Raw genomic sequence first — 17,810 nt, 5'->3', positions numbered from 1 at the left:
AGCTTTCGGGCTTCACTTTGTACTTGTCCCGTGCGCAGGCCTTCGGCGGCGCCCGTTATCACACTGCCTCCGACTGGCATCAGGCATCAGTGACACGAACCGGCGCCTCACATTATAGTGCCTCCCGAACAGATGGAGGCCCCCTTATCGAAAGACCCGACCGGCCAGGTTCCGTGTCACTAACCCCCGCCGGTCGTGAGCGAGCCGGTGTGATGGAAGGCGGCAGCCTCTCTTTCATCAGGCTTGAATTCTCGGATGATTTCCTGATGGACGCCTGCCAGATGGATGGATCACGGCAAAGCATGATCCCGATCTATAATGATCGGTCGGAGAAGTTCCGGGTTTTGATCGAGCGGATGACCGAACTTTCGGAAATCGCGGAACGCCCACCGGTCATCGTCATGGAACAACTCGCCATCGCCGCTGTCCGGAACCTTGCCCGCGAGGCTCGTCTTGAATTCGGTCGTCACGACGATGCCTGGATGCATCCGGCAGCTTTGCAGCGCGTTGTCGATCGGATTGAGGCAGAGATGCATGAGGACCTGTCGCTTGCTCTCCTCGCGCAGGATGCAGGGCTGAGCATCAGCGCATTCGTCCGTGCATTTCGGGGCAGTACGGGAGTATCTCCCGGCGAGTACCTCATTCGCAGGCGCATCTTCAGAGCCTCAAAGCTTTTGGCCGGTAGCTCTTTAGCCATAAAGGAAATAGCCAGGACGTGCGGCTTCGCCACGCATGCGCACCTGACGAATGTCTTCCGAAGCCGGATGGGCGAGCCTCCCGCATCACATCGTCGCCTATCGCGGGCCATGAGCAGAACGTAACTGCCAAGCTGTGTGATTTGCGTAATCTGCGCGGATCACGCCGTGCCGCGTTGCAGGGTGCCGTCGTTTTCCTCCTGATAATGCACGACCTCAATCAGAAGGATCGGTTCCATGAAATTCGGTACAAGCCTTGCACTCGCAGCGGTCCTTTTTTCCAACATTGCGATAGCGCAGGATGAAAGTTCTCGCCGGACACTTCCTCCTATGCCTGAAATTGCCGCACCCGTAGTCGCCCAAGGAATGGACGCGAACACGAAGCGGGTCGCCGACCATGCCTGGTCGCTTTTTGTTCGGGCATGGGGCACTGGTGAATGGGAGCCATTTCTTGCCCTCACAACCGATGATTTTCAGTTTCACTTTCCGCAGGGAGATTTTGCTGGTCTCCATGAAGGGCCGGATGGCAAGAAGCAACTGATGGCGTGGGCACGTTATCACCAACAGGCAGGCGACCGAATTCGAAGCGTGCTGGAACGAGCAACCTATGGCGGCGATACAGCCGTCTTTGAATCTGCCGCAGAAAGCATACCGGCAGGTTTCTATCGAAATTACGAGGTCATCATCTTCAAGGTGCGCGGCGATCGCATCAGCGCGCTGCGCGAATACTGGAATGTGTTGGAACCCGGTGCCGATGCGACCGGCAACTGACGCGGCGGTCGCGTTCGGCCGCAGAAATCGTACTGGATCAGGTGAGGCTCCGGCTTTCCGCTTTCCGCCCTCACAACTTCAGACGTTTTTGCAGGATTCGGCCGTCGAATTGCTCGTGTGCGCAATAGTGCTCGTTCGTGATAGGTCTACCGGTTTCGATGACCTCTATGAAGTCACAACAATCGCGGTCGAGACTTCTTCGCCTTCGCGGCGATAACTGTGCGGAAAGCTGGAATCGAAATATACAGCGTCCCCCGTATCCAGCGCGGCCTCCTTGCCGTCCACGTTGATTATGAGCCGACCGGTGAGCACGTAGATGAATTCAGCACTGCCATGTTGATGCGGCTGCGAGGCGGGCGAACCGACCGGGAACTCGGCGTAGAACGCCTCCATGCGGCGATCAGAAACAGGATAGTCCAGGCTTTCGAATAGAAAGGCCGGGTGCTTCTCGCCTGGCGGGCTAGGAAGTTTGAGACGCTGCTGCTTTCGCACGATCGCGATCAGCGGCTCCTCCTTGTCCGCATTGAAAAAATGATCCAGGCCGACGCCGAAAACCATGGCGATCCGAAGCAGCGTGGGCAGTGTTGGAAACATCTGCCCGCGCTCAATCTTCGAGAGCATCGCAGGCGAGAGCCCCGTATGCTCGGCCAGCTGCACCAGCCCCAGCTTTTTTCGCAGGCGCAGGGCCTTGATACGGGGGCCGATCGCATAGCGCTGCAGCTCGTTGGACAGCGTATCGGAGAGCACGCGCAAACTCCTTTTCCTTTCGAGAAACTAACACCAGCATGGTTCTCTTCACAAGAGAATTCGCTTAAATCTCACGAAAATTTGAGTGGCAGGAAAACGAGTTTGCTCCACATGAAAATACGCGGCGTGCTTTTCGCACCCGTCATCGAGAGGAGAAATGCCATGAAGTTGAAAAGCCTTTTGTTCGCTACGGCGATCGCCCTCGCCAGCAGCGTCAGCGCGTTCGCCGCGGAGAAGGATGTCGTCGGCACCGCCATCGACGCGGGTCAATTCAAGACGCTGGGTGCCGCGCTCGAAGCGGCAGGCCTGGTCTCCACTCTCAAAGGCGCGGGCCCGTTCACGGTCTTTGCTCCGACCGATGAAGCCTTCGCCAAGCTGCCGGCTGGTACCGTTGAAAACCTGCTGAAGCCGGAGAACAAGCAAAAGCTCACTGCGATCCTCACCTACCACGTGGTCGCAGGGAAGGTGATGGCTGCCGACGTGGCGGGTATCGATGAAGCGAAGTCGCTAAACGGCAAAATGATCGACATCGAAGTCGCGGGCTCCACCGTCAAGGTCAACGACGCCGCCGTCACTGCTGCCGATGTTGCCGCCTCGAACGGGGTCATCCATGTCGTCGACAAGGTGATCATGCCTCCGGAAGGCTGACCGCTCACCCCTCAACCTGGAGAATAACCATGAAGTTCATCAACATTCTTACGCTCATCCTCGTCATCGTAGGCGGGCTGAACTGGGGGCTGGTCGGACTGTTTAGCTTTGACCTCGTGGCGGCCATCTTCGGGGCTGGCTCGGGGCTCGCCCGGATCGTTTACATCCTGGTGGGGCTCTCGGCTGCCTGGCAGATCATCCCGCTATTTTCTGCAACGGGCTCCGGCGAGCTTGCTGCTGGCCGGAACCGATAGGACCTTCGGAGGGACCCGCCTATCTCGTCGGCGGTTCCCTCCGTCTTGTGCCGGATGGACATGCGGCTGGCTTTGAGCCGGCTCAGAACAGGAACATGCCGACGGTGCTCAGGCCCATGACGAGCGCCGTGAAGCCGCTGATGTAGACCATCCAGCGCGGCGCCTTGAGTTCTCCCATGATGGCCGGGTTTCTGGCCATCATGACCATCAGGACGATGATGGGAGTCGCCAGAACACCGTTGACGACCGCGCTCCAGAACAGGGCCCGTACCGGGTCGAGGCCCATCATTGTGACCGCAACGCTCCCGAGGGTGGCGACAACGATGGTGGCGTAGAAAGCTTTCGCTTCCTTCAGCTTCTTGTCCAGACCTTCCGGCCAACCGAAGCTCTCGGCAACGGCGTAGGCAGCAGAACCCGCGAGGACCGGCACCGCCAGCAGCCCTGTGCCGATGACGCCTGCCGCAAATACCGCGAATGCGAATTCCCCCGCCACCGGCTTCAGGGCTTCCGCCGCCTGGGCCGACGTCTCGATCTTGTCGATGCCGTTCACGTGGAGCGTCACCGCGGCCGCAACGATGATGCAGAGCGCCACGAGATTGGAGAAGCCCATGCCGACAAGCGTGTCCATCCGAATGCGGCCGAGTTCAGGCTGCGCGATCTCGGGGTTCCGCCGCAGGCGGGCGAGCTTTCGGCGTCTCAGTTCCTCGACCTCCTCCCCGGCCTGCCAGAAGAAAAGATATGGACTGATCGTCGTGCCGAGGATTGCGACGAAGGCGGTGAAGTGGTCCCCGGTGAATTCGAATTTTGGCATAAGGATACCGCTCATCGCCTCGCCCCACGGGACCCCGACGACGAGAACGACGGCGACATAGGCGAAGAGCGACAAGGTCAGCCACTTCAGGACGGACACGTAGGCGGGGTATGGGACAAAGACCTGGATGATCGCGCAGAGAATGCCGAACAGGAGAGCGTACACGACCTCGGGGCCGCCGACGAGCAGCCGGAGCGCGGCTCCCATCGCAGCGAGATCGGCCCCGATGTTGATGAAGTTAGCAATGAACAGCAGGGCCATCGCGCCATAGGCGAAGTGCCGATGGTAGTGGAGCTTCAGGTTCTTGGCGAGGCCTTTGCCTGACACCGCGCCGATGCCCGCGCTCAATCCTTGGACCGCGCTCATCATCGGGTAGCTGAAGATCATGGTCCAGCCGAGAGTGTAGCCGAACTGGGCACCGACCTGGCTGTAGGTGGCAATCCCACTTGGATCGTCGTCCGCCGCACCTGTCACCAGACCGGGACCGAGAGCCTTTAGTAAACTGGGGCCATCCTGCCGCGATGACTGGAGACGAGGTGACGAAGCGTCCATTGCCGTGTTCACTATTTCGGATGCAGCAACAATGCTCTAGAGGGTGATTGGGTTCCGAGCGCCCGCGTTGGACGATCGTTAACGAAAGCGCGCTGGTGTACCGACCAACACGAGCACGAGCCTTTCGCCCGCCCCTGCATTGACCGACACTGTTGATGCCGTGCGGAGTGGCTCGGACTGCGTCCAAGGATTCGGTGGACGTGCATGGTAGCTCGAGCGGTACAGCGCCTGAGTCGCCTATGCCGCGTTCAAATTACCTCTGTTCAGTGAATTGGGGCAGATCAGGGCATGCGACCTTCCCCGGCCCTGGCGACGATGCGACCCATGTCTCCCTGCCGGGACGAGGTTCGAGCGGATGATGCCGGCCTATGAGTGCGAAACCGATTCCGCACATTGTCCGCTTCAGGTCAAAAATGCCTTTGCGGCACCTTCAGACTTCCCAATTCGGGTTAGATCACGTCGACACACGCAGGGTACTAAGAATCCGTTTTCCGAGATTCCAAGCCTCGAAGTTACCAGTCCGCTTCCGGCCGCAAACCGGTGGTTCCTTAACACTGAGGCCAACGACTGTTGCTGGCGCAATCTTCTAAAGGTGAGAAGCCCGCTTGAAGCAAGCACTATATTCGCATTGTCGGCGGAGCTACCTTCCGTCGTTCACCCATTCCCTGCGGAACGAGCGACAGAGTAGCGATACCCGCCTCGTCGGCCGCCCGCAGAAGCACTTCGCGGAACTGTTCTGGGGCAATTTTGCCGGTGATGGCGTCGACGCAAGCTTTAACGGCAGCCATGTATTCCTCGCCGTCATCGCACGGCCAGTCATTCATCAGGAGGCGCGCCGCATCGCCCAATGTCCACACGATCTTGCGAGATTTCGTACCTCGCAAAGCAAACCCGACAGGCGTGAATGCTGATGATGTATTCCAGCACATTGTCCCCAACCCCTCAACGCACGGATACTGCAGTCCCATCGTTCAATGTACGCGCGTATTTAGAAATTTGGAATTGAAATCTTTGGATGGACGCTGCTTAAACGAGAGCATTCGCAATGAAGAAGACAGGGGCGCTCCGAACCTTGTCAGAGCGCCCTTCGCTGCGGCGTCAAGCGTTGCTCCGGTGGATCCATTCCGGCTTTTGCTAACTACCGGCGCGGCCTCTCCCGGACTAAGCTTTGTCAGGGCGAGTCCGTCCTTCGGCCTCAGGTATTTGGCTTTGAACAGAAGCATAGCTCCCGTTGCGAGATAAGAGATCCGTCTCCAGTCTGGCGATTGATTGGGAGGTGCAGTTGAAAACGGATCCCGCTACATGCCCGTGTACCCCCCGAGCATCATGACCACGCGCCAGCATCGTGCACCTGGGCAGCTCCCTAGAACCTCGATTAACTTCGGTCTGCTGTTGCTGATCGTGAGGGCGCAGGCTGCGGCATCTAGCTGACGATTTCGACGCAGAAATCAATAAAGGCGCGAACCTTGGCCGGCACATGATGGCGGGAGGTGTAGAAGCAGTGCAGCGGAAAGGTCTCATCTGGCCAATCCGGATAGAGATCGACCAACTGACCGCAGTCGAGATAAGTCTTCATGCCGAGCGAGAAGACTTGCGCAATGCCGATCCCCGCGAGACAGGTGGCAAGCGCCGTGCCGGCATCATTGACGAGGACACGGCCACGAGTTTCGATCGGCACCACCTTCTCTCCGCGCCGCAACTCCCATTCGAAAGGCCTGCCCGTCAAGGGGTCCTGATACTGGATGCAGGTATGATCGGCCAGGTCGGCAGGCAGCTTCGGCGTGCCGTGTCGTGCAAGATAGGACGGCGCGGCAACCGTGATCACCCTCGTGCGAAAAAGCTGCCGGGCAATCAGCGAGCTCTTCGCCGGGATTTCGCCAAAGCGCACCGCCACATCCATCCCGTCGGCGACGAGATCGCCGATCTCGTTCCTTGTCACCACCTCGATCTGAACATCGGGATAGCGGTCGAGAAAGGTGCCGAGCTTCGGCCCGAGGATCAGCCGCGAAAAATAGGGATCGACATTGATCCGCAGCCTCCCACGCACCGTGTGCGTCGTCCCGGCCACATAGGCAGCTGCTTCTTCGATGCCGCCAAGTAGCGGCACGACCTGTTCGTAGAAACGTGTGCCGTCATCGGTGAGCCTCAGGGAACGGGTCGTCCGGTCGAGCAGGCGTACGCCGATGCGGCTCTCAAGTCGCGCCACCGCCCGACTGACTCCAGAGGCTGTCAGCCCCAACGCCTCGCCTGCCCGCGCAAAACTGCCGCTCTCAACGACGGCGGCCAGCACGCTGACCCCATTCAGCAATCGTCCGTCGAACATCATCCGGTTCCTGATATTTTGTCATGAATTATCTGACAAAAGGGCAATTCAGTCAAAGGCGGCTTTGGCGCATCTTTCATTCATCGCGGCGCAAGCCGCTGCCAAAAGGAGTCCGAGAATGTTTGCAGTGACTGGTATAACAGGTCAGGTCGGCGCCGTGGTCGGCGCGAAATTGATGGATCAGGGACTGGCCGTCCGTGCAGTCCTGCGCAATGCGGAGAAAGCAGGCGCCTGGCGGGATCGCGGTGCGAGAATCGCCATTGCGCAAATGACAGACGCATCGTCCCTCGCCCTCGCCTTCGAAGGCGCCGAGGGCGTCTTCCTGCTTCTGCCGCCAACCTTCGATCCTGCGCCGGGTTTCCCGGAGGTAAAGGCAACCATCGAAGCACTGAAGACGGCGCTCACAAAGGCATTGCCGAAGAAGGTGGTCTGCCTGTCGACGATCGGCGCTCAGGCAAAGCAGGAGAATCTGCTGAGCCAGCTCGGCCTCTTCGAGCAGGCTATGTCGACACTTCCGATGCCGGTCGCCTTCCTGCGCGCCGGTTGGTTCATGGAGAATTCAGCATGGGACATCGCGCCTGCAAGGGAGAGCGGCATCATGCCAAGCTTCCTGCAGCCGCTCACCAAGCTCGTGCCAATGGTTTCCGTGCGCGATGTCGGCGCCGTTGCGGCCGAAATGCTGCAGGAGGACTGGACCGGTACACGCATCGTCGAGCTTGAGGGCCCTTTCCGCATCACGCCGTTGCAGATGGCGGAGGCCTTCTCTGCCGTGCTCGGCAAGACGGTTCGTGCTGAGCCGGTTGCAAGAGAGACATGGGAAGCGTTATTTTTGAACCAGGGCATGCAGAACCCCGGACCCCGTATGCGCATGCTTGACGGCTTCAACGAAGGCTGGATCGAGCCGCGAAGGCGGCGAGGCCCGATCGCACAAGGGCATAACGACCTTTGAGACCGCTCTTCGCAAGCTAGTTGAACGCGATTGATGAAGACGTCATAGCGGCTTAGGCGATCCCACAGCGCCAGACCATCGTCTTCCTGGCATCGCCGGCTGCGAGCCATGGCCGAGGCAGAGGTGGTCGGTTAGCGCCTTCGGCGAGGCCGGTCGGCCATGGTGGGCAAGATAGTCCGGCGAGGCGGCGAGAATACGCCGATAGGCGTGATCGAACGCATCGGAATTGTCCCCGCCCGCTGTCACGTCTCCGGCAGGCCAGCCTTTCGGAAGCCGTCGACAAAGTGGTCTCGTACGGATGCATCGCGCAGCGGCTGGGAGCTGAGCCAATGACCGATCGTGAAATGAGGGTGGGCGATCAGGAACAATTCTGCTTCTCGCCGCGCCTCCTCATGGTGGCCCAACTGCGCAAGCGCAGCAGCCAGGAATTTGCGTGAGTTGGTACGATACGTGTCTTTCTTGCGGAGTGTAGCGGCTGCCGCCTCATAGTTACGCGCAGCGTATTGCGCCTGCCCGAGATGACAAAGATACCAGCAGGCTGGATAGGGATTGAGCCGCAGAGCTTTTTCGATCTGCGCCAGTCCGTCGGCAACCCTGCCGTCCAGCACGGACATGTCCGACATGGCGGCCCAGGTGTCGGCGTGGTTGGGGTCCAGCTCCAGAGCTTTGGCGAAGGCGGCCTCCGATTCCTCCCATCGCCGCTCATAAGCCAAAATGGTCCCCAGAACGTAACGGCAGCCGGCATCGTTGGGATCCAGGTCGACCGCCTTCTGCGCTGATGTCACCGCCATCCGGCGGTTAGGATCTTCGGGCTCGCCGAAATGAGTCCAGGCTAGCCAACGGTTATAGGCGAGCAGACCGAGCGCCTCGGCATATGATGGCTCGAGCTTAACCGCGCGTTGGAGCAGCATATAGGCCTCACGCTCGGTTTGCGGGGATTCTTCCGTCAGCAGGCGGGCGCGCACACACAGGTCGTAGGCCTCAAAGTTCTTCGGCCGATTGCGCGGCGTCGGAATGGTCAGCCGGCCGACGAGAGCTTCAACAATCTTGGCGTTGACCTCATCCTGCAACTCGAAAACATCTTCCACCGTCCTGTCAAACCGTTCGGCCCACAAGTGCTGGCCGCCAAGCGTGTCGACCAATTGGGCATTGATGCGGACACGGCCCATCGCGCGTCTGGCGCTCCCCTCGAGGACGTAGCGGACTCCCAGTTCCTGGGCGACGAGCCGTACGTCGACCGGCTTGCCCTTGTAGCCGTACACGGAATTACGCGCGATGACGAACAGGCCAGCCGTGCGGGAAAGGTCGGTGATCAGGTCTTCAGTCAAGCCGTCGACGAAAGGCTCGTCCGCTTCATTCCCACTCATATTCGTGAACGGCAATACAGCGATCGAGGGATTTTCCGGCAGCGGCAATATGCTCTGCAGCGCATCCGGCCAATGCCACACGTGGACTGGGCGGGTCAGGTTCTTCAGGTAGCGTTCGCCTGCATCGAAAAACTGCTCGGCGATCTTGCCGACGATCTCGCCGTGAACGCTGGCAGAAATGCAGATACCTCCTGGCGCGGCCTGCGTCTCGAGGCGCGCCGCGACATTGACCCCATCGCCGAGGACGTCCGAAGCCTCGTCAATGACATCTCCGAGATTGACGCCCACGCGTAAAAGCAGGCGCCGGTCTCCGGAAGCCTCAACGGCAGAGGTGCCCCGTTGCATTTCCAACGCTGCTGCGACCGCGTCCACCGCGCTGCCGAATTCGATCAGGAAGCCGTCGCCCACGACCTTGAAGATGCGACCATTGTGACGCATCACAGCCGGCTCGATAACGCCAGAACGGAGTTCCCTGAGGTTATCAAGCGTTGCGGCTTCATCAGCCTCCATCAGGCGTGAATATCCCACCACATCGGCAACGACGATGGCGGCAAGGCGACGCTGAAGAGAATGGTTCGTCATTTGAGGACAAGCCCAACGACCGAGTTCCCAAGTTATTGTTCAAGCGCGGGTGAGTCAACAAAAGCTAAGAGGTAACGCCCAGGCGACCTCCACCTCATCAAGCCGACACTGCCCAAACGAACGGGCCCTTCAAAGGCACTCCATCGATGGGAGTCGATGGCGGAGCGGTATCCTCCTCTTTTCCCAGGCGGGGGAAAAGGTGGGGCACACAGCTCACCCTGTTCAGTCCCCACGCTTCCGCCCCTCACCGCAACTCAGCACTGACACGAAAAATCCCGCCCGCCGAAGCATCCGAGCAGACGACGAAGGTTGACCCCTCCTGGGCCATGAAGGCGACATTGCCGCCGGCCTCGCAGGGGGTGGCGCTCCATTGCAGGATGATGTCGCCGTTGTCGGGCAGCTTTTCCGTCGTCAGCTTGACGGCGCTCGCCATCCATTCCGTCGCCGAAGGCAGGTGGAGCGGGGCGTTCAGCTGTTTCGACAGCCAGGCGGTATAGTTCTGCGCCTCGGCGAGCGGAACGTCGTCAGCCGGCTGCTCGGGATTGCCGGCATAGGCCTGGGCTGTGGCGAGGTCCGAGTTGGCGGTGTAATATGCTGCCATCTCGGCGCGGGTGACCGCTTTGGCCTGCATGCAGAATGATTTTTCGATCTTCACGGCGCCATTGGCGACGCCGAGCATGCCGCCGAGCTCCTGCAGCGACGAGGTCATCAGCCGGACATTGTCAAGCGAATAGCTGCCCGCGGGGATGGTCTCGAAGGCGACATTCGGCGCAACTGGGCAGAAGCCGCGCGCCGACAGCGCTTCGAGATTGGCAAGGATCGGCTGGTAGGCCGATATGGCGAGCTTGTAAGCCTCCGCGGTGTAGCGGCCATCGGCCTCGGTCAACTTCGGCGCCAGTGCGGCAAGCGTGGGATCGGCGGCACCGGCGCGTGTCGTCAGGGAGGCGTGGAGATCGGTGACCTTCTGCTTGAGCGCCGTCGCCTCACCCTTGGCCGCCATGACATCCGATATCAGCGCGTCGAACAGCTTGGCGGCGTCGCCGTAGCCCGAGGCCGCGGCCGGCAGCTGCCATTGCTCGGCCTTTGCCTTGGCCTCCGTCATCAGGCCGCTCGCCTTGGCGACATCGGGGCTATCGCCGGCGCCGATGCGGGTGACGGTTTCGCGTTTTGCCGCGGCGTCCCTTTCGGCCGCAGCCAGCGTGGTCAGCGCCTTGGCGAGATCGTCGTAAGCCGTTTTCGCGGCCTCATAGTTGTCGACTGCGCCATGCATCTTCTGGGCGGCGGCGCTGTCGGCGGCGGCCTTCATCTTGCCATCAGCCTCGGCAAAGCTCGGCGCCTTGTCGCCGCCGGCGGCGGCAGCGGCTGATTTGGCTTTCTCGGCATTTTGCTTGGCAATGGCAATCAGGGACTTGCCGAGGCTGATGGCCGCCTTCTGGTAGCCCGGAAGAGCCTTCTTATAGTCCTCGTCCTTGAGCAAGGCATCGGCCTCGGTCAGCGCCGCGGCACCGGCATCATAGGAAAGCTTCGCCTCGTCGCCGGACGGGCGTTCCGGCGCCTTGGCGGCGATCGCTTTTTCCCTGCGGCTTTCGGCTTCCTTCTTCCAGGTGCCGACATCGGCGACGAGCTTTGGATCCGGGCGCAGCAGCTTCGGGATGGTGACGACGCCGACGCCGATGCAGATCAAAAGCAGCGCACCGATCATCGAGAGATGCGCGAGCGTCCATTTCTTCCGTTTCGGGGTTTCCGGCTGTTGCGGCATGCCGCCGCGCGGATCCCAGGCCATCGGCTGGATGCCCGCGGTCACGCGACTGAATTCGCCGAGCGCATCGGCGCCCGTGCGCGGGCGCTGGGCCGGGTCGCGGCTCAGCATTCTTTCGATAAGGCTGGCCAGCCCCTCGGGAAAACCGGGGATCAGCACATCAAGTCGTGGGAGGATATTGGACGGGTCGAGATGGATGTTCTTCCAGCTCTGCTCGCGCTGGTGTTCGTCCTCCCAGACCATGACGCTGTCGAAGACGCTGGCATAGGTCTGCCGCGGCAGGAAGAGCTTGTAGGCGATCATGCCCATTGCGTAGATATCGAGCGCCGCGGAGGCGGAGAAGGTGCCGCTGGCGTAGATCTCCGGCGCCCCGAATTCCGGCGCGTAGGGCGGGATGATGTGCTCGCCGATTTTGGAGATCAGGTGCAGGTTTCCGATCCTGACCGAAAGGCCGGAATAATCCTCCGACACGTAGATGCACTGGTCCGTCAGCGCATTATGGGCGTAACCCGCCCCGTGCAGCGTCGCCAGCCCTTCGAGGATGTGGCGGCCGATTTCGACGGCGCGGTCATAGGCGACCATCTCGGTTTCGTCGAGATACTGCCGCAGCGTCTTCGACGGCCGCTTCTCGACGATATAGAAGTTGTCGTCTTCCGGCGATGGCGGGATGAGATCCTCGATCTCGACGAAGCGCCGCGCCGTCAGCGATTTGGCCTCGTTGATCGATGTCCAGACCCTCTCGAAGCGCGCCTTGTCCAGTTTCAGCGCCACGTCAGGCGCGACGATGAAGACCGAACGATCCATCCGCTTGTCCTCAGCCGGATAGACGATGAACTCGTTCTCATAGACCGGCTCGCCGATCGTGTAGCGGGCGATCAGATCATTTCTCATGCACGTGTCCCCCTGCCATCTTTGTCTTCATCAACCGCATGCTATTCGCCCGCCAACAGCGGATCGCCGATCAGGCCGGCTGCCAGAAAGAGGCCGGTCTTCGTGTCCCTGAGCGCGAAGGCGAAACGGGCATCCGCTGTCACCCGGACCAGTTTCGGATCGATGCTCCGCTCGGTGATAACGGCCGTTGCCGCCGCCGCTTCCGTGCCGTTCTCATCGACCTTGATCATCGTCTTCTGCAGGACCCGCGACAAGCTGATGTTTTCCGTGGTGAACCCCGGAAAGGCCGCATCCTTGGCTTTTTCGGGCGTCAGGCCCATCGCATGGAGTACCGGCATGAAATCACGCCCGTCATTGAGGGAAAAGCGGGGCAGGAAGATTTCGCCCTTGGCTGGTTCGAATTTCTCGCCCTGGAGCCAGGAGGCAAGGGTTTTGAGATCGGAACCGCCAACGCCTTTCTCGGAGCGGGCGGCGATCACCACCATACGATAGGTTTCACCGGCATAGGCGAGGTCGACGGCTGCGAAACGATCATCGGCGCGGAATTTCTGGCCATCACCGGCAAGATGCATCATCGGCACGGAGATCGTCGAGCCGTCCGGCCGCCGGAAAGGGGCTGGAGGGCTCTGAGCCTCAAAGGCGGTTTTCCAGCGGGCTTTGAAGGAGAGAGCTCCGAGGCTGACGAAGCCGCCGCCCGGTGGGGTTGCCACGATCGCCGGGATGGCGTCCCGCGTCGCCTGTCTGACCCAGCCGTTGATGTGCTCGACGGATTGCGGCCCATCGAGATCCTCGATCGACGGCCTGATACGGTGATCGGCGAGCATGGCGAGGGCATCGGGAACGAGCGTCAGCTTATCGTCGAAGACGATAGCAACCCCTGACGCCAGCGGCGCATCCGCCGCCGCCGGCGTCCTCGGGGTCATCGCGTCGAGCACCTTCTCCGGTCCCTTTACGGCATCGCCGAAACCAAGACCTCTGGCAATGGCCGCCTTGCCCGCATCCGAGGCGCCGAGGCTTGCAAGACCCAGAGCGGCGGCAAGGCTTGCCGGCGACACCATGATGTTTGCCGCCCCTTCCTTCGCCAGAGTACGGTCGATCAGATCGACTGCGAGCCCGGCCTGCGCGGCCAGGACCTCTCTCGTTTCGGCGTCGCCCGCATGGGCCGGCGCCAGCGTCATCAGGCAAGCGGCGAGAGCAAGTCCGGCAAAATTGCGCCGCGATTTTGCGTCACTCGAAAAAGAGCGGAATTGCTCCAGGTCCGCCAGCAGAATGGATTTCGACATCATTCGCTCCTCTTTCAGCGGATGCGATAGAATTTGGAATCGAATGACCATTTGCCCTGGACACCATTCTCGTCGTCACCGACGATCCTAAGGCTTCGGGCGAGGTCGTAGACATAGTTGAAGGCGGCACGCTGGCCGACGAGCGGTGTCGGCACATCCGGCAGATCGAGCACTTCGATCGGCTTGTCACTGAGGATGGCGACGACCATGCCGACGCCGGCGGGCCCCTCCACCTGATATTCGAAGCCGATATAGGGATTGCGGGCATCGGGCACGACCACCGGCCTTGCCGGATCGAGCCGGTTGTCGCCGCCCTTGGCCGTTGGCTTCAGACCCATCGAGCGCTTGTTCGGATAGAGCTGCGTCAGCTTGCCCGAAGCGTCGATATCGACAAGGATCAGGTAGCCGGGCTTTCTGGTGGAGACACGCATCGCCACCTTGTCGCCGATGCTGACCGAGGTGGCGGGCAGCACGTCGACGGCGACGCCCGCCTCATTGTCGGTCTTCAAAGTATTTTCAACGGCGGCGACCGGCGTCTTTGCCTCCTCGCCGGTAACGACGTCGCGGCCGAGCGCATCCGGCAATCCGTAGAATTGCGGCACCGGGGTGAAGCGGCATTCTTCCGAATGCGCCCGGCAATATTCGTCCGATTTGCGTCTGACATAATCGAGCAGGGCGGCATTGCTGACATTCGGCTTGTCGGAAGCACGCGCTACCCCTTCCTGCACGCCCTCGATGAAGCGGCGGGTGAAGACGCCGAGCGGCGGCCTGGCCTCCGTATCGACCAGCGCCCACTGCCCCGAATTCACCGCCGACCAGACCATTGCCGTTTCGCCGCCGAAGGAGAATTTCGCTTCCTTGCCGGAACGGTTCGGCGGCTGCAGCGATGCGAGGGCGGGGCCCAGGCAGCGCACCCTTCCGCCGGCGGGCGCAGCGACGGCGCTGCGGCTGCCCGGACCGACATGGCAGGCATCGATCAGCAGCGTGACGCGGCGGTCCTTAAGGCTATTCAGCCGGGCGGCGATTTCGGTTTCGCGGATCTGGTTGGTGACAGTCACCTTGCCGCCATCGCGGATGAGCTTCGCATCGGCGGCAACAAGCGTCGGGCTCGTTGTCGCTTCGGCGCCCATTTCTTCCGAACCCTGGCCGCTGAAATACAGGAAGACGCGGCTGCCGGCCTGCGACTGGCGGACAAGCCAGTCGTCGATTTCGGCAAGAATCGCCTCGCGGGTGGCCTTGCGGTTGGTGAGCGTATGGATCTGTTCGGGACGGTAGAAGAGCGTCTTGACGAGGAAGAGCTGCATCGCCTTCACGTCGTCGGCGGACCCCGTCAGCTTCGCCTCGCGCATTTCATAATCGTCGATGCCGATCAGAAGCGCGCGGTCGCCGGGTGAACGTACTACAGTGGGCAGCTCGGCGGCCGGCGCCTGAACCTCCGGCTGATTGCCCTCGGGCGAACCGGCGTCCGGCGTCTCCGTCGTTTCCCCAGGCACCTCAGTGCTGCCGGGAGGTGTGGTGATCGCAAGGTTCGCCTCCAGCTGCTCAGCCGGGATCTCTTTGTGTTTCGTCCCGACCGGCGTACCGCCGGCAGCAGGACGGCGCTTGGTGCCGACCGCCGCCACCCGGTCGTCGGCGGCGGCACCTGACGGATCGGACGCATTCGGCACGTCGCCGTCTGTCTTTGCGGCGATCCAGTCGCGGAAGGTGGCGACGCGGGTGTATACGCCGTAATGTTCCGCCTCGGCGCAACCGGCGCCCCAGCTGACGATGCCGATCTGGATCCAGCGCTTGTCGGGACGCCGGGCGACCAGCGGACCGCCGCTGTCACCCTGGCAGGCATCCTTGCCGCCCTCGGCATAGCCGGCGCAGACATTGCGCTCGTCGATCGGATTCATGCGCATCGAGCTTTCGCGATAGGCGGCGCGGCAATCCTCGCGTGAGACGAGCGGCAGCTCGACCTCCTGCAATTCGGTCGGCAGGTATTTGTCATCCCAGCCGTGATCAGACTTGGTGTAACCCCAGCCGGTAACGATGGCCGTGCCGCCCGCGGCTTCGACGCCCTCGTCCGAGGTGGAGGCGAGGATTGCCGGCCTGGAGACCGCGGCTTCGGCAAGCTTGATGAGAGCGATGTCGTTGGCGAAGACCTTGCGGTCGAAATCCTCATGAATGATTACGTCTTCGACTGACAGCCCCGGCTTATTAGGCCCGTCGACCGAGATCACCTTGTCGATCTTCGACTTTCCCTCGACGATCAGGAGATCGCGGGCGAAGAGATCCTGCTTGCCGGAACGGCCGCTGGTGACGCAATGGGCGGCCGTCAGAATCCAGCGCGGCGAGATCAGCGATCCGCCGCAATGGCCGCCGAAGCGGCCGCGCTGTTCGGGATCGGGCGCCAGGATCTTCACCTGCCAGGGCCATTCGCCCTTTTTCGCAGCCTGGCCGCCGATCACGCGCCCGCCATCCTCGCCGGCAAAATCGGTGTCCTGCTGCGCAAGAACCGGCGAGGCCAGAAGCAGAAGGACGGCCGCCATGTTGAGGATCCTGCTGATCGAGGTGCTCATAGCTTGGCTCCGGCGGAGGTATAGAGGACCGTAAATCCAACGCGCGCGCCCGCGGGAAGGACGTCACCAAGACGTCGCGCGATGTTGCCGGCGGTGCGGCGCCTGTCATTCTGCTTCAGGAATTCAACCAGGGCCGGCATCGGCCTGTCCGAAGTGACGGCGACGAGCAGGTCCGTGCCGAAAGGGGCGACGACGGAAAGATCGAGATCGAAGCTCGCGGACATCTCGGCATCGACTTCCCTTTCGCCGGGATAGAGGAACTGCACGGTTCCATCGCCGGTGACATCGAAGAGCACGAGCTTGCGTCCGCCCAGATCCGAAACGGTGACGCCGACGCGCTCGCCCTCGCGGTGGACGGTGTCGGAAGGGGTCACCCGCACGGTCTGCGGATTAGTCTCCGACAGCCGCTTCAGCGTGTCCAGCGCGGCCATGCGGTCGACAATGAAAGGGATATCGCCGGCGCCGACTTCCGAGGCGACGACATCGCCGCCGGCGATCGCCTCTCGCTTTTCCGGATCGAAGACGAGCTCGGCACGGGTTTCGTCCGTCAGCTTGAAGGGTATGACCGCGGGGTCGATATCCTGCAGCACCGGCTCGGAACCGAGGGCGGCGACAGCAATTGGGGCTGATTCGGGCGGCGGTGGCGGAACATTCGATTTCTCCGCTTCCGCAGCGCCCGCCCTGTCATAGGCATAGACGACCGCGCGATCGAGATCGGACCCCGGTGGGCTTTGGGTGAAGATGTTCTGCCGCTGGTCGGTGAACTGATAGACCGACTGGCGCACATATTCGAACAGCTCGCGGCGGTTGACGACGCCATCGCCGTTGCGGTCGGCGGCCCCTTCGAAGGCGCGCGCCGTGGCATAGCTCAGCGCCCCGCGCTTCTGGGCGACGCCTGGAATCATGATCTCCGGCGATTTGGTGTTCTCATCGACGGCGGCCAGAAATGTCAGCCGCTTATAATCGAAGCCGGTGGAGAGCGCATCCGCCGCCGTCGAAATCGGCGCAAGGTCATCCTCCTCAATCGTATAGGAGGGCGCCTGGCGCCAGGTGATCTTGGCGCCACGCGGATCGACATCGCGCGTCATACCGCCGGCATGGCAGGTATCGGCAATGAAGAGGACCTCGGCGCCTTTTTCCTCCAGCCTGTGGATCAGAACCTTGAATTCGTCGCCGAAGATGCGCTCGCGCGATCCCGGCAGCCGGGTATCGAAGCCGGCCAGGACATAGACCTCGTCGCGGCCGCTCGGTTTGGAACCTTTGACGCGCTCGGGCTCGCTCGATCCGTGGCCGGCAATACTGAGCACGACGAGATCGCCCTGCCCTGCCCTTTGCGTGACCGCGCCGATCGCATCGAAGATGCCCTGGCGGTCAGCCGCGCCGTTCTTCAGAAGCGTTATGTCCTCGACTCCGACCGAGCGCAGAGAAAGGGAAAGATCCTCGGCATCGGCGACGGCGCCGTGCAGCGGCGGGACATTGCGATAGAGGTCGATGCCGATCAGAACAGCTCTCACCGTGCCGCGCTCGGGAGCTTCGATCGTCCGGGCAAGACCATCCGTGCCCGCCATTGTGAGAAGGACGAGTGCGGTGGCCATGGAAAGGAATCTGGACATGGCC

Annotated in this window: 13 protein-coding genes and 2 pseudogenes; 5 read left to right on the top strand and 10 right to left on the bottom strand. The window is 61.7% G+C overall.

Annotated features, from left to right (window positions below):
- Positions 1 to 212 precede the first annotated feature (212 nt).
- Together FFR93_RS40975 and FFR93_RS21685 are read left to right on the top strand one after the other, a co-directional pair.
- A complete protein-coding gene (locus tag FFR93_RS40975) occupies positions 213 to 821 on the top strand; it encodes an AraC family transcriptional regulator (RefSeq protein WP_171049233.1) in 609 nt (202 codons plus the stop codon).
- A gap of 111 nt (positions 822 to 932) precedes the next feature.
- A complete protein-coding gene (locus FFR93_RS21685) occupies positions 933 to 1,466 on the top strand; it encodes a nuclear transport factor 2 family protein (RefSeq protein WP_138394711.1) in 534 nt (177 codons plus the stop codon).
- A 165-nt stretch (positions 1,467 to 1,631) separates the two neighbouring features.
- On the opposite strand, the gene FFR93_RS21680 is transcribed toward FFR93_RS21685, so the two are convergent.
- Positions 1,632 to 2,213, bottom strand: a complete 582-nt coding sequence (locus FFR93_RS21680) for an XRE family transcriptional regulator (RefSeq protein ID WP_138394710.1) — start codon at positions 2,211 to 2,213, stop codon at positions 1,632 to 1,634.
- 162 nt (positions 2,214 to 2,375) lie between these two features.
- Here FFR93_RS21680 and FFR93_RS21675 point away from each other — a divergent pair, with 162 nt between their 5' ends.
- Entirely contained in the window at positions 2,376 to 2,861 is a 486-nt protein-coding gene (locus FFR93_RS21675) for a fasciclin domain-containing protein (RefSeq protein WP_138394709.1), read from the top strand.
- Positions 2,862 to 2,890: 29 nt separating this feature from the next.
- Positions 2,891 to 3,115 carry a DUF378 domain-containing protein gene (locus FFR93_RS21670; protein ID WP_064708318.1) on the top strand — a complete coding sequence of 75 codons (225 nt, stop codon included), beginning with the start codon at positions 2,891 to 2,893 and terminating at the stop codon, positions 3,113 to 3,115.
- An 82-nt stretch (positions 3,116 to 3,197) separates the two neighbouring features.
- Here the strand turns inward: FFR93_RS21670 and FFR93_RS21665 are convergent, their stop codons facing one another.
- The 3 genes from FFR93_RS21665 to FFR93_RS21655 all read right to left on the bottom strand — a co-directional run bounded on the left by FFR93_RS21665 (position 3,198) and on the right by FFR93_RS21655 (position 6,801).
- Positions 3,198 to 4,478: a divalent metal cation transporter gene (locus FFR93_RS21665; protein WP_138394708.1), complete on the bottom strand. Its 1,281-nt coding sequence runs from the start codon at positions 4,476 to 4,478 to the stop codon at positions 3,198 to 3,200.
- Positions 4,479 to 5,095: 617 nt separating this feature from the next.
- Positions 5,096 to 5,407 carry a DUF982 domain-containing protein gene (locus FFR93_RS21660; RefSeq protein ID WP_064708320.1) on the bottom strand — a complete coding sequence of 104 codons (312 nt, stop codon included), beginning with the start codon at positions 5,405 to 5,407 and terminating at the stop codon, positions 5,096 to 5,098.
- Between the two features lie 494 nt (positions 5,408 to 5,901).
- On the bottom strand, positions 5,902 to 6,801 hold the full coding sequence (locus FFR93_RS21655; RefSeq protein WP_138394707.1) for a LysR family transcriptional regulator: 900 nt from the start codon (positions 6,799 to 6,801) through the stop codon (positions 5,902 to 5,904).
- 118 nt (positions 6,802 to 6,919) lie between these two features.
- Between FFR93_RS21655 and FFR93_RS21650 the strand changes: the two are divergent.
- A pseudogene (locus tag FFR93_RS21650) lies at positions 6,920 to 7,784 on the top strand (NmrA family NAD(P)-binding protein).
- Between the two features lie 74 nt (positions 7,785 to 7,858).
- On the opposite strand, the pseudogene FFR93_RS42070 reads toward FFR93_RS21650, so the two are convergent.
- The 6 genes and pseudogenes from FFR93_RS42070 to FFR93_RS21620 all read right to left on the bottom strand — a co-directional run.
- Positions 7,859 to 7,954, bottom strand: a pseudogene (locus tag FFR93_RS42070) (LysR family transcriptional regulator); the annotation flags it as partial.
- 38 nt (positions 7,955 to 7,992) lie between these two features.
- On the bottom strand, positions 7,993 to 9,699 hold the full coding sequence (locus tag FFR93_RS21640; protein ID WP_138394706.1) for an adenylate/guanylate cyclase domain-containing protein: 1,707 nt from the start codon (positions 9,697 to 9,699) through the stop codon (positions 7,993 to 7,995).
- A 244-nt stretch (positions 9,700 to 9,943) separates the two neighbouring features.
- The gene (locus FFR93_RS21635; protein WP_138394705.1) at positions 9,944 to 12,349 is read right to left on the bottom strand and encodes a serine/threonine protein kinase; all 2,406 of its coding nucleotides are present in this window, start codon (positions 12,347 to 12,349) and stop codon (positions 9,944 to 9,946) included.
- A gap of 41 nt (positions 12,350 to 12,390) precedes the next feature.
- Entirely contained in the window at positions 12,391 to 13,527 is a 1,137-nt protein-coding gene (locus tag FFR93_RS21630) for a serpin family protein (RefSeq protein ID WP_138394769.1), read from the bottom strand.
- A 119-nt stretch (positions 13,528 to 13,646) separates the two neighbouring features.
- The gene (locus FFR93_RS21625) at positions 13,647 to 16,193 is read right to left on the bottom strand and encodes a trypsin-like serine protease (RefSeq protein WP_138394704.1); all 2,547 of its coding nucleotides are present in this window, start codon (positions 16,191 to 16,193) and stop codon (positions 13,647 to 13,649) included.
- Positions 16,190 to 17,806: a caspase family protein gene (locus FFR93_RS21620; protein ID WP_138394703.1), complete on the bottom strand. Its 1,617-nt coding sequence runs from the start codon at positions 17,804 to 17,806 to the stop codon at positions 16,190 to 16,192. Before FFR93_RS21620 ends, FFR93_RS21625 begins: the two co-directional genes overlap by 4 nt.
- Positions 17,807 to 17,810 lie beyond the last annotated feature (4 nt).

Source organism: Rhizobium sp. MHM7A, from assembly GCF_005862215.1.
In the GTDB taxonomy this organism is placed as follows: domain Bacteria; phylum Pseudomonadota; class Alphaproteobacteria; order Rhizobiales; family Rhizobiaceae; genus Rhizobium; species Rhizobium bangladeshense.
The sequence above is the reverse complement of the archived record's forward strand: the minus strand, read 5'-3'. Positions and strand labels throughout refer to the sequence as shown.